General features: G+C 68.3%; 11 protein-coding genes and 1 tRNA gene. 7 read left to right on the plus strand and 5 right to left on the minus strand.

The genetic code is table 11. From position 1 onward, the window contains the following. Window positions 1–656 (plus strand): AMP-binding enzyme (locus tag R1101_RS0107480; RefSeq protein ID WP_016932832.1); only part of this gene is annotated, 656 nt, incomplete at its 5' end. Between the two features lie 49 nt (window positions 657–705). Here R1101_RS0107480 and R1101_RS0107485 read toward each other — a convergent pair. Then, a tRNA-Met gene (locus tag R1101_RS0107485) sits at window positions 706–782 on the minus strand. A gap of 466 nt (window positions 783–1248) precedes the next feature. Between R1101_RS0107485 and R1101_RS0107490 the strand changes: the two genes are divergently transcribed. Further along, window positions 1249–1785 carry a transglycosylase family protein gene (locus R1101_RS0107490; protein ID WP_016932833.1) on the plus strand — a complete coding sequence of 179 codons (537 nt, stop codon included), beginning with the start codon at window positions 1249–1251 and terminating at the stop codon, window positions 1783–1785. Window positions 1786–1879: 94 nt separating this feature from the next. Here the strand turns inward: R1101_RS0107490 and R1101_RS0107495 are convergent, their stop codons facing one another. Further along, complete coding sequence (locus tag R1101_RS0107495) at window positions 1880–4897, minus strand: UPF0182 family protein (RefSeq protein WP_026002997.1); 3018 nt, start codon at window positions 4895–4897, stop codon at window positions 1880–1882. Window positions 4898–5089: 192 nt separating this feature from the next. On the opposite strand from R1101_RS0107495, the gene R1101_RS0107500 reads away from it, so the two are divergent. Further along, on the plus strand, window positions 5090–5695 hold the full coding sequence (locus tag R1101_RS0107500; protein ID WP_016932835.1) for a PPA1309 family protein: 606 nt from the start codon (window positions 5090–5092) through the stop codon (window positions 5693–5695). 61 nt (window positions 5696–5756) lie between these two features. Here R1101_RS0107500 and R1101_RS0107505 read toward each other — a convergent pair whose 3' ends face one another. Then, complete coding sequence (locus R1101_RS0107505; RefSeq protein ID WP_016932836.1) at window positions 5757–6782, minus strand: YlbL family protein; 1026 nt, start codon at window positions 6780–6782, stop codon at window positions 5757–5759. A gap of 134 nt (window positions 6783–6916) precedes the next feature. On the opposite strand from R1101_RS0107505, the gene R1101_RS0107510 reads away from it, so the two are divergent. The 3 genes from R1101_RS0107510 (at window position 6917) to R1101_RS0107520 (ending at window position 10672) form a co-directional block, all read left to right on the plus strand. Then, window positions 6917–8362: a zinc-dependent metalloprotease gene (locus R1101_RS0107510; RefSeq protein ID WP_016932837.1), complete on the plus strand. Its 1446-nt coding sequence runs from the start codon at window positions 6917–6919 to the stop codon at window positions 8360–8362. Window positions 8363–8456: 94 nt separating this feature from the next. Next, window positions 8457–9350 (plus strand): TOMM precursor leader peptide-binding protein, encoded by an 894-nt coding sequence (locus R1101_RS0107515; protein ID WP_016932838.1) that lies wholly within the window; start codon window positions 8457–8459, stop codon window positions 9348–9350. Continuing rightward, window positions 9347–10672 carry an ABC1 kinase family protein gene (locus tag R1101_RS0107520; RefSeq protein WP_026002998.1) on the plus strand — a complete coding sequence of 442 codons (1326 nt, stop codon included), beginning with the start codon at window positions 9347–9349 and terminating at the stop codon, window positions 10670–10672. Before R1101_RS0107515 ends, R1101_RS0107520 begins: the two co-directional genes overlap by 4 nt. A 19-nt stretch (window positions 10673–10691) precedes the next feature. Here the strand turns inward: R1101_RS0107520 and R1101_RS26080 are convergent, their stop codons facing one another. Next, window positions 10692–11066, minus strand: coding sequence for a WhiB family transcriptional regulator (locus R1101_RS26080; protein WP_016932840.1), 375 nt, complete (start codon window positions 11064–11066; stop codon window positions 10692–10694). Window positions 11067–11501: 435 nt separating this feature from the next. On the opposite strand from R1101_RS26080, the gene R1101_RS0107530 reads away from it, so the two are divergent. Next, on the plus strand, window positions 11502–11861 hold the full coding sequence (locus R1101_RS0107530; RefSeq protein WP_026002999.1) for a VOC family protein: 360 nt from the start codon (window positions 11502–11504) through the stop codon (window positions 11859–11861). A gap of 19 nt (window positions 11862–11880) precedes the next feature. Here R1101_RS0107530 and R1101_RS0107535 read toward each other — a convergent pair. Further along, the coding region (locus R1101_RS0107535; protein WP_026003000.1) for an HRDC domain-containing protein at window positions 11881–12443 on the minus strand (563 nt) is incomplete at its 5' end.

Here is a 12443-nt window from a genome sequence, read left to right on the forward strand (position 1 = left end):
TCGGGCACGTGCTCTACAACCTGTACGGGTCCACCGAATGCGCCGTCGCCACGGTCGCGACCCCCGACGACATCCGCCAGGCACCCGGCACGGCGGGGCGCCCACCGGTGACCTGCCGCGTGGTCCTGTTCGACGACGACGGCAACCGCATCACCGAACCACACGTCCCCGGGCGCATCTTCGTCTCCAGCGGCCTGTCCTTCGCCGGTTACACCGACGGTCGCAACAAGGAACGCATCGACGGACTGCTGTCGATCGGCGATATCGGGCACCGGGACGAGAACGGACTGCTGTTCGTCGACGGCCGCGACGACGACATGATCGTCTCCGGCGGCGAGAACGTCTATCCGCTCGAGGTGGAGAACCTGCTCGCCGAACGGGAGGACGTGCTCGACGCCGCCGTGGTGGGTGTCCCCGACTCCGAGTTCGGGCAGCGGCTGCGAGCGTTCGTGGTTCCCTCCCCCGAGTCGGCCCGCGACGCCGAGGACATCAAGGCGTTCGTGAAGTCCACCCTCGCCCGGTACAAGGTTCCGCGTGAGGTGGTGTTCCTCGACGAGTTGCCCCGCAACGCGACGGGGAAACTGCTGCGCCGGGTGCTGGTGGACATGGATGTGCCGGAGGATCCGGAGAGCGAGTACACCACCGTCCGGGCTTGAGCCCCCGAACGAACGAAGGCCGGTCGTCCGAGACGACCGGCCTTCGTGGTGGTAGCGGGGACAGGATTTGAACCTGCGACCTCTGGGTTATGAGCCCAGCGAGCTACCGAGCTGCTCCACCCCGCGTTGCATGAACGAACCTACACGAGCGCGGAAACGGAATGCAAATCGCCTCGTCGGAGGCGAATCCGCGCGTTCGCACCCCCGATCGGAGACCCCGAAGTGGCCCGGTTCACATTTCCTTCATGACTATCGTCACATAACGAAGGTGTAACGATCATGCATCTCTTGCCGTTATCTTTGCCCTGAGCAGCGAAAACGAAACGGATGCATCCCACAACGTGGACATCTTTACTTCACGAGGCGGGGATGACGGACCGCGACACGCTTTGTACTGTCGGTCCCGGCTCGAAACAGCCGAGCCACCACCGGCCCGTCGCCGCCAGTTCTGCCCCGCGGGATCCGGTGCCTACGAAGACCCGAGGGGCAGGGACGCGATCGACGCGGTCCCCGATCCGGACGGAGACATTCTCCGTCGCCGAGATCGACGAGGGCCGTCGCGCGTCCGCGAGCGCGGGAAGGACTCCACAGCATGACCATCTTCAGCACGCGTGCATTCCGCACGGCCGTCGTCACCGGTGCACTCGCCGCGGTTCCGTTCGCGCTCGCCACCGGCACCGCGTCCGCTGCCTCGCACAACTGGGACGGCGTCGCCCAGTGCGAGAGCGGTGGCAACTGGGCCATCAACACCGGCAACGGCTACTACGGCGGTCTGCAGTTCTCGCAGAGCACCTGGGAGGCCCACGGCGGCAGCGGCACCGCCGACCAGGCGTCGAAGGCGGAGCAGATCCGCGTCGCCGAGAACGTCCTGCAGACCCAGGGCCCAGGTGCGTGGCCGGTCTGCGGTCAGTACCTGACCACCGAATCCGCTCCGGCCCCGGCCGTGCCCGAGGCTCCTGCGCCTGCACCCGAGGCTCCTGCGCCTGCACTCGAGGCTCCCGCCCCTGCCGCCCCCGAGCTGCCGGCCGAGCTCACCCAGGCCGTCGACACCGCGAATCAGCTCGCCGAGCAGTACGGCTTCGGCGCCGAGTTCTCGCAGATCGTCGACATCACGCTGGCTGGTCGCTGACGCCGACCGCCTCGACGAACGCAACGAAGGCCCGCGGTGCGAACCGCGGGCCTTCGTCGTATCCGATTCCGTCGTATCCGATTCCGTTCCCGGATCAGCCGCCGGTGGACTCGTAGGCGTCGACCGCCTGCTGCACCCGTCGCAGCGCTCGCCCGTAGGCTTCGAAATCACCGCTGGTCTGAGCGTTGGACAGCTCCGCGAGCGCCGAGTCGAGCTCGGCGACCGCGGCATCGCGGTTCGCCGGAGCGGTCGGAGCCGGCGCAGCCGGCTGCTGTTGCTGCTGATCGCCGGGCCGGTTCTCGCCGGTCGCGCCCTCGCCGAGCACCTCGCCCCGGGTCTCGTCGTCGACCACGGCAGTCGGCCGCGCCTCACCACCGGGAGCGGTGGCCGCGTCGCCGACACCGGATCCGAAGACCTGATCGAGTGCCCCGGCAAGGGTGGGGGCGTAACCGATCCGGACACCACCGCTGGCACCCGGCTCCCGGTAGCTGACGAGCACACGCGACAACTGCGGGAAGGTCGACGTGCTGCCCGCCGTCGCGTTGCGTTCGGTGTACATCGGCTGGACGTACAGGATGCCGCCGTCCGCGATGGGCAGGGTGAGCAGGTTGCCGTACTGGATCCGGTTGGACCGTTCGAGCAGTGTCCGTTCGGAGGCCACCCGGGTGTCGGAGATCATCGCGTTCTGCGTCTGCTCCGGACCGAAGGTCTGCGTATCCGTCGGTAGCTGCAGGATCGTGAACTTCCCGTAGTCCTTCGGGTCGGATTCGACCGAGATGTACGCCGACAGGAACTGGCGGTTGTAGCCCACCATCGCCGAGGTCAGGCGGAACCGCGGATCCGCCGTCTCACGATCGCCCATCAGCAGGTAGTAGGGCGGCTGGTTCGCGCTGGTGTCGACCGTCGGATCGGCCGGCACCGACCAGAACGCGTTGTTCGTGAAGAACTCGCGCGGGTCGTCGACGTGGTACTTCGCGAGCATCTCGCGCTGCACCTTGAACAGGTCCTCTGGATACCGGAAGTGCGCGCGCAGCTCGTCGGAGATCTGATCCTGCGGGGTCACCGCGTCGGGGAAGACACCCATCCACGCCTTCAGGACGGGATCCTGCTCGTCGACCTGATAGAGCGTGACGGTGCCGTCGTACGCGTCGACCGTGGCCTTGACCGAGTTGCGGATGTAGGAGACCTCTTTGCGGGGAAGCAGCCGGCCGGTGTTCTGGTCGATGCTGTCCTCGACGAGTCCCTCGAGGGACGCACGCTGCGCGTAGGGGTAGTAGTCGAGCGTGGTGTACGCGTCGACGACCCACTTGATCCGGCCGTCGATCGCCGCCGGGTAGGCGTCGCCGTCGGCGGTCAGCCACGGCGCGACCTTGGTCACGCGCTCGCGCGGGTCGCGGTTGAACAGGATCTTCGAATCGCTGCCGATGGCGCTCGAGAACAGGATGTTCCGCTCGCCGTACTTCGCGGCGAAAGCCAGACGGTTGAACCAGTTGCCGATGTCGACGCCGCCCGAACCGGTGTAGGTGTACTTCTCGGTGTCGGTGTCGTACTCTCTCGGGCCGGACGAGTCGGCGCTGTTGCCGACGATCGCGTAGTCCGGATCGGCCTCGCCGATGACCTCGCCGTAGTAGATGCGGGGTTGTTCGACGGGGATGACCTGGTTCTCCGCGGCGAGCGACGCGAGGTCGCTGACGAAGTAGACGGGATAGCCGCTGTTGCTGTTCGCGGCCTCCTCCGCCGACGCACTCGCGGCGGCGTTCACGCGGTTGGCGGGCGCCGCGACGAGACCGTTGCCGTGCGTGTACACGGTGTGGCGGTTGATCCAGTCGGTCTGGTTGCCGGTCAGGCTCGTGGGCGAGAGCTCACGCGCCGCGACGATGTAGTCCTCCATACGGCCGTCGATCTCGTACCGGTCGATGTCGAGCGACTCGGGATAACCGTAGAAGTTCTTCAGCTGGGTCTGCTGCGTGAACGTGCGGGGAAGCACGTTCGGGTCGAGCAGGCGGGCGTTCGCGATCGTGGTGATGTCGGCCGGGATGCTCTCGGGCGAGGTGGTGCCCACACCCGGGTAGTCCTCGTAGGTCACCTTGTCGTCGGTGATGCCGTACGCCTCGCGGGTCGCGGCGATGTTGCGCTCGATGTATTCGCTCTCCTTGTCGGCAGCGTTCGGGCGGACCGAGAACTGCTCGACCATGAGCGGGTACACCGCCCCGACGAGGATCGACGAGAGCACGAGCAGCGCGGTCGCGAGCGCGGGAATCCGCAGGTCGCGCAGGAAGATCGCGGCGAAGAACGCGATCGCGCAGATGACGGCGATCGCGAGGAGGATCAGCTTGGCGGGCAGGACCGCGTTGATGTCGGTGAAGCCACCGCCCGTGAAGGTCGGTTCCTTGCGGCTGCTCCAGAGCAGTTCGTAACGGTCGAGCCAGTAGGCGACCGCCTTGAACGCGACGAACAGACCGGCGAGGACTGCGAGCTGCACGCGCGAGGCCGTCGACATGCTTCCGCCGCGACCGGCGAGACGGATTCCTCCGAAGATGTAGTGGGTGACGAGGTTCGCGATGAACCCGAGCACGATCGCGACGAAGAACCAGTTGAGCACGAAACGGTAGAACGGCAGGTCGAAGGCGTAGAAGCCGACGTCGATACCGAACTGCGGATCGGTGGTGCCGAAGTCGCCACCGTTGAAGAACATCTGCACGGTGACCCAGCCGGCCTGGGCGACCAGGCCGGAGAGCACACCGAGCACGACGGGGATGCCGATGCCGAACGCGCGCATGCGGGTCATCACGGTGGTGCGGTAGCGCGCCACCGGGTCGTTGGGGCCGGTGGTCGGCACGAAGACCGGGCGCGATCGGTAGGCGAGCAGCATCGCCAGCCAGACGACGCCGCCGACGAACAACCCGACCACCAGGAACAGTGCGATCCGGGTCAGGAGAACTTTGACGTAAACGTCCCGGAAGTCGACCTCGCCGAACCAGAGCCAGTTGGTGTATGTGTCCACCAACCGTGGTCCCAGCAGAAGCAGCACAGCCGCCACCACTGCCAGGATCAGCAGAACTCTGCTCCGCTTCGACAATGTAGGTACTCCGGTCGGGGGCCTCATGCCCACGTGCCACGCTCCCAACTCGTCCGGCGGCGCGAACGCACCGCATCTGTTCACCTCGCGCTCGACGAACGTGTGCGAACACGCCTCGTTCTCACGGAGTGACCGTTTCGCCCCACTCTACGGAATCCTCGTACAGGGGGTCGCACGACGCAGGTCCGGCAGCGCACACCCACGTACGGGTGCCAGGATAGGCCGGTGAGCCAACGTCTTCCCGTACCTTCCGAACAAGCACTCGCACGCACCGTCCACGAGATCATCGATTTCGCGGATGCGGAGGGCTGGGACCGCCCTCCCGTGATGTTCGCGCTCGTCCCGACCGTGCTTCTCGCAGCCGCCGAACCCGCCCTCGCCGACCAGCTCGACGAAGGACACGAGTACACCCCGATCGCGCAGGAATCGTTCCCCGACGACGTCGAGGGCGGCAGTCCCGCACTCGAGGAGTTCCTGGCCACCACCACCTGGCCCGACTCGGTCGCCGGGTGCGCACTCGTCCAGGAGGTGGTCGTACTGCCGCCGAGCGCCGAGAACGAGCTCGACGACGCCTTCGCACCGCTGCTCGCCGACGCCCACGCGGCCGACGAGGCGGCACGGCTCGCCGCGCACAGTCACCCGGAACGCCGCGCCGCCCGCCTCGTCTCCGCGGTCCTGCGCGACGGGCCGTCGCTCTCGCTTCTGCAGTTGCGTCCCCTCGACGACGACGATCCGTTCGCGGGCGCCGAACTGCGGACCTACGACAACCTCGCCCCGCACGTCGTCGCGGCGCTGTACGCGACCCTCGAGGCGAGCGACGACGATTACTGAGAGTCGACTACCGGGGAGGTCGACTACCGGGGTGTCGGTCCTCTCCGGGCGGCTGATGGGGTCAGCTGCAGGCCGGCGCCTCGCGTCCGTCCGTGACGGCCTCGAGCGCGTCGATCGCACTGTCGAGTGTGTCGACCTTCACGAGCTGCACCCCCTCGGGTGCGCCGCTCAACGCCTCCGCGCAGTTCTCGGCCGGAACCAGGAATACGGTCGCGCCGTCCTCCGAGGCCGCGGTGAGCTTGTGGGTGATCCCGCCGATCGGCCCGACGATCCCGTCCGAGTCGATCGTGCCGGTACCGGCGACGGTGAGGCCGCCGTTGAGCAGACCCGGACTGAGCTTGTCCACGACAGCCAGACTGAACATCAGGCCCGCGGAGGGGCCGCCGATGTCGGCCAGGTTGAACGTGACCTCGAAGGGCACCTCGGGAACCTCCTCGGTCGCGATACCCAGGAAACCCTTGTCCGGGTCGCCGGGCCGGGAACCGACCGGGACGTCGAACGACTCCTCGGCCTCGCCGCGCACGACCGTGATGTCCACCGACTCGCCGGGCGCGACCTCGCCGACCGCGCGCTGTACCTGGCCGGCCGTGCGCATCGCTTCGCCGCCGACGGCGACGATCCGGTCGCCCGCTTCGAGCACCCCGGAGGCCGGGGCGTCCTGGCCCACCTCGGCGATCCGCAGGGTCACCGGCAGATCGAGGTAGTGCAGGGCGGCGAGTTCGGCGGACCGTTCCGACTGGGCGAACTGCGCTTGGTCGACGGCCTGCACCTCGTCCTTGCTGCGGTCGGGCGGATAGACCTGTTCGCGCGGGGCGACGCCGTACCGTCCGCTGAGCCAGGCGGTGACGGTCTGCGCGAGAGTGAGATTGTCGGTCACCCCGACGGTCGTCATGTACAGACTGCCCTCGGTCTCGTCCGCTTCGATCCCGTCGAGCGCGACGACCGGTGTGCCCTCGATCTCGCCGAGCGTGTCGAAGACGGGGCCGGGACCGAGCGCCACGTACGGCGCCCGGACGTTGAACGCCACGATCACGATGACGAGGACCGGGAGTACGAGCGCGAGCGGCAGGACGTAGCGACGATTCACCCGGCCAGGGTAGCGGTCGGCCGACACCGGCCCTCGGCGTGACCACGCCGTGCCCCTGGCGTAGCACGCGGTGTTCGCCGTCAGCGTGACCACGAGACCGGTCTCGCCTCCGCAGGCCTTGTACCGTTGGATGCATGAGCGACACGCCCTTCGGATTCTCGAATCCCGACGACGACCCCGACCGCAAGAAGGACGAGGGATCCGGTAGCGGAGGCTCCGGTGGCGGTATCCCCTTCGGATTCGGGCTCCCCGGCAGCGGTGGGGGCGACAACCCGTTCGGTGGTCAGGGCTTCGATCCCGCGCAGTTCGGTCAGATGCTCAGCCAGTTCGGGCAGATGCTCGCCGGTATGGGCAGTGCCATGGGTTCCGGTGGCGGCTCGGGTCCGGTCAACTACGACATCGCGACGAAACTCGCACGTCAGCAGATCGGGTCCGTGACAGCCGTCTCCCCCCGCACCGCCGACGCCGTGGCCGACGCCGCGCGGCTCGCCGAATTGTGGCTCGACGCGGCCACCACGCTGCCCGCGGGGGCGTCGAAGGCCGTCGCATGGACACCCGTCGATTGGCTCGACAACACCCTCGAGACGTGGAAGCGTCTGTGCGACCCGATCGCCGAGCAGGTCAACGGCATGATGCTCGGCGGTCTGCCCGAAGAGGCCCGCGCGATGGCCGGACCCATGATGGGCATGTTCTCCCAGATGGGCGGCGTCGCCTTCGGCTCCCAACTCGGCCAGGCACTCGGCCAGCTGTCGAAGGAAGTGCTCACCTCCACCGACATCGGACTTCCGCTCGGCCCGGAGGGTACGGCCGCGCTGCTGCCGGCCGCGGTCGAGAGCTTCGGTGAGGGACTCGAGCAGCCCGCCCAGGAAGTGCTCGTCTTCCTCGCCGCACGCGAAGCTGCCCACCAGCGCCTCTACAGCCACGTGCCGTGGTTGCGTCAGCGGATGCTGGCGACCGTCGAGGAGTACGCGCGCGGGATCCGCATGGACATGTCGTCGATCGAGGACCTCGCGCAGGGTCTCGACCCCTCGGCGCTCAGCGACCCGTCCAAGCTCGAGGAGATCCTCAAGCAAGGCGCGTTCGAACCGCAGACCACCCCGGAACAGAAGGCCGCACTCGAACGGCTCGAGACGATGCTCGCGCTCGTCGAAGGATGGGTCGAGACGGTCGTCGCCGACGCGCTCGGCGAGCGACTGCCGGGTGCATCGGCGCTGACCGAGACGCTGCGTCGTCGCCGCGCCACAGGCGGACCCGCCGAGCAGACCTTCGCCACGCTCGTCGGTCTCGAACTCCGGCCGCGGAAGGTTCGCGAGGCCGCCGCGTTGTGGCGCCGTCTGACCACCGATGCCGGCGCCGAAGCTCGCGACCACGTGTGGGAACACCCCGACCTGCTGCCGGACTCGTCGGATCTCGACAACCCGGCGGCATTCGTCGACCGCGTGATCGGTGGCGGCACCGGGGCCTTCGAGGATCCGATCGCCCAGTTGCAGGCGACGATGGAACGCGAGCAGGCCGAACGAGATCGCGCGGCCGAGGATCGACCCGACGAGGATCGTCCCGGAGACGACCCCACCCCGTAGATCGGCTTCGCCGGTGGCGACCGGGCACGCCCGCCCTGTGGACAACTACTTCTCGTGAGCGGTCCGAAGGTGCGGGCGCTGTCAGGCTGTCCCCATGATCACCGCACCGCGCGAGACGACCACGACCCCTGCACCGCCGGAGCGAGCGGTTCTCCGGGTCGATCCGGAACTGGCCGTGCTCGAACGGTCCGACGGCTCGATCCAGCTCGGCTGGGGTCCCGACACTGCAACGGTCGTCGTTCCACCCGAGGGTATGGACAGCTTCGACCTCGGCATTCTCGTCCGGCTGCTCGACGGGCGCCTCACGCTTGACGAGGTGCTGGACGCTGCCGCGCTGCGCGGTCTCCCGCCCGGACCGGTCCGGCAGGTCCTCGACGAACTTGCCGCGACGGGCACCGTCCACCGGATCCCGGCGCCCGCGACCGGTTCCACGCGTCCGCGTCGGGTGCGGGTGCACGGCTCGGGTCCGCTCGCCGCGGCGATCGTCGAGGATCTTCCGGTGTGGGACGTGCGGTGGGTGCGGTCGACGTCCGGTGACGAACCGCAGGGACCCGCCGACTGTGTCGTACTCGCCGACCGTCAGGTACCCGATCCCCACCTCGTGAGGACCCTCGTCCGCGCCCGTGTCCCCCATCTCGCGGTGCGGATCCGGGACGGACGCGGCGTCGTGGGCCCGTTCGTGCTGCCCGGGCGGAGCAGTTGTCTGCGCTGCGCCGATCTCGTACGGACCGACCTCGATCCGTCCTGGCCGCGGTTGGCGAGCCAACTGTACGGACGGCAGGGTCACGCCGGCCGCGCCGTGACCTCGGCGACCGCCGCGATGGCCGTCGGGCAGGTCGAGGCGTTCCTCTCCGGCGACCCCTCCGTCACTCCGGCAGTCGACCGCACACTCGAACTCGACCTGCGAACCCACCGCATCGTCACGCGGCGATGGGTCCGTCATCCCCACTGCGACTGCTCGGCCATCGCTCCGGCCGGTCAGGCATGATGGGGGGCGTGCCAGACATCCCTCGCAGAAGCTCGTCCCGCACTGCCAAGCTCGCGAGCATCCCCTTGGGAATCGCCGGGCGCGCCGCCGTCGGTTTCGGTCGCCGGCTCGCCGGCGGCGATCGGGAGGAGATCGACGCCGAGATGACAGCGAAGGCCGCTGAGCAATTGTTCAGCGTGCTCGGTGAGCTCAAGGGCGGTGCCATGAAGTTCGGGCAGGCCCTGAGCGTGATGGAGGCCGCCGTCCCGGAGGAGTTCGCCGAACCGTACCGGGAGGCGTTGACCAAGCTTCAGGCCGAGGCCCCTCCCCTGCCCGCCCGGGCCGTGCACCGCGTGCTCGACCAGCAGCTCGGCACGAAGTGGCGCGAGCGTTTCGAATCGTTCGACGACGTGCCCGTCGCCTCCGCGAGCATCGGCCAGGTACACCGGGCCGTGTGGTCGGACGGTCGCGAGGTCGCGGTGAAGGTCCAGTATCCGGGGGCCGACGAGGCTCTGCGCGCCGACATGCGCACGTTGTCCCGGTTCGCCGGATTGTTCGCCACGATGATGCCGGGTGCCGATGTGCGCGCGCTGCTCGACGAGTTGTCCGCACGCACCGAGGAAGAGCTCGACTACCGGATCGAAGCCGACAACCAGCGGGCCTTCGCGAAGGCCTTCGCCGGCGACGAGAAGTTCGTGGTCCCGCGCGTCGTCGCCAGCGCACCGAAGGTCGTTGTGACCGAGTGGCTTTCGGCCACACCGCTGTCGGTGATCATCACGGGTGGTACGCGCGAGCAGCGCAACCGCGCCGGCGCGCTGCTCGCGGAGTTCCATTTCTGTTCGCCCGCACGCGCCGGTCTGCTCCACAGCGACCCGCATCCGGGCAACTTCATGCTTCTCGACGACGGCCGCCTCGGGGTCATCGACTTCGGCGCGACCGCGGCGATGCCCGACGGGTTCCCGCCGGTGCTCGGTCGAATGGTCCGGCTCGCCCTCGACGAACGTTTCGACGAGCTCACCCGACTCCTCTACGACAACAAGTTCGTTCTGCCCGGCCGTACGGTCACCGACGAGGAGATCGCCGACTACCTGCGGCCGTTCACCGATCCGATCCACACCGAGTCGTTCCACTTCACCCGCGCGTGGCTGCAGCGAGTGGCGGGAACGGCCACGGACTTCTCGAGTTCCACCTTCAAGACGGCCCGGACGCTGAACCTGCCGCCCGAGTACGTGAGCGTGTTCCGGGTGCTGCTGGGGTCGGTCGGCATCTGCGCTCAGCTCGACGCCGAGGCGCCGTACATGCGCATCCTGAGCGAATGGCTACCCGGCTTCGCCGTGGAGTGACGAAGCCGGGCAACCGGATTCACGCACAAACCAGTTCCTTGCGGGAGTCGGGCACCGGATGTTTCCGTGGCCGGCCCCGCGGCCGCTTGCGTGCGACGACGACACCGGGGTCGATGATCTCCCCGCCCCACACGCCCCACGGTTCCTCCCGCTCGAGAGCGGCATCGAGGCACTGGGCCCGCACCGGGCAGCCCGCGCACAGCGTCTTGGCGTACTCGAGTTCCGCCGGGGTCTCGGCGAACCACAGATCGGGGTCGTTGTCGCGGCACGGGAGATCGGTACCGCTGTGATACGGCAGATCCGTACCGCCGTGACACGGCAGGAGGGTGTCGGTACGACGCATCTCGTCTCCTTCCGTTCGGTTCGACAGGCTCGGCAGGTTGTCGCTCGGCACGTGAGCTCCTTCGTCGGTTCGTGAAAATACGATGCGAACCCGGCCCGAAAACGAGAAAGGCCACGGTCCGCTGGGCGGGGTCCGTGGCCTGGAGGAAACGAAAGGTCTACGGGGAGATACTTCCCGATCGACTTCCGACCACGGACGAGACGGCAGCGGCGTACACACGACGGCGTGCACGCGGCGCGGCTGCCACCGCGAGAGCCACAGGTGTGGCAGTGCGGGTGACAGCGGCGGCCACAGCGACACGAGGGGCCGCTGCCGCTGCCGGAGCGTCGAAGCCGAGCATCGGGGCCACCTCACTTTCACGTCGCGCACGGGCCGTCTCCCGTGACATCGTCATCCAGCCTAGATTCACGGGCACGACCGGCACAAGTGATTTTCTACCTGCGGTTTCGTGTCGCTCATCCGGTCTCGGGACTACAGTCGGACAGCATGTCCCTCGCGACCACGAGATTCCTGCCCGTGCTCGACTGCCCGGACCCGCGCGGCCTCGCCGACTTCTATCGCCGGTTGCTGGGATGGACGATCACCGACGACAGGGAGGATTGGGTCGAACTCACCCGGGACGACTCGACCGCCATCGCGTTCCAGCGCGACCCCGACTTCACACCGCGTCACTGGCCGGCCGACGGAGTGCACGCCCATCTCGACTTCCACGTACCCGACCTCGACGAGGCCGAACGTCTCGTCCTCGGTCTCGACGCACTGCGCGCCGACGACGGGTCGAGCACGAGCACGTTCCGGGTGTTCCGCGACCCGGCCGGACACTATTTCTGCCTGTGCGCCGGCTGATTTCGGACGACGACAGGCGTCAGAGATCGAGGGTGTGGGCCGTGCGCTCGCCCCGCACGAGTGCGAGCACGTCGGCGCCGTACTGTTCGAGTTTCTTCGCGCCGATCCCCGGGATGGCGACCAGCGCGCGGTCGTCGCGCGGTTGCTGCTCGGCGATCGCGACGAGCGTGTTGTCGCTGAAGACGACGTAGGCCGGCACCTTCATCTCCTTCGACCGTTCCCGACGCCATTCCTTGAGCGCGACGAGCAGGTTCTCGTCGAGGTCGGACGGGCAGGCCTCACAGCGGCCGAGCATGGTCGAGGTGGTGCCCATCAGCGGTTTGCCGCAGACGCGGCACTGCGGGCGCTTCTTCCGCGGGGACGCCGGTTCGGCGATCTTCGACGCGGGTGAGCTGTCGGGGATGAGCCCGTGCAGGAAACGCGAACGCCGGCGCGACCGGCGTCCGCCTGCAGTGCGGGACAACGCCCACGACAGTTGCAGGTGCACGCGGGCACGGGTGACGCCGACGTAGAGAAGCCGCCGCTCCTCCTCGATACCGGCCTCGTCCGGAGGGGTGTCCTTGTCGCCCGTGACGTGGGTGA

Source organism: Rhodococcus sp. R1101, assembly GCF_000278445.1.
Taxonomy (GTDB): Bacteria; Actinomycetota; Actinomycetes; order Mycobacteriales; family Mycobacteriaceae; genus Rhodococcus; species Rhodococcus gordoniae.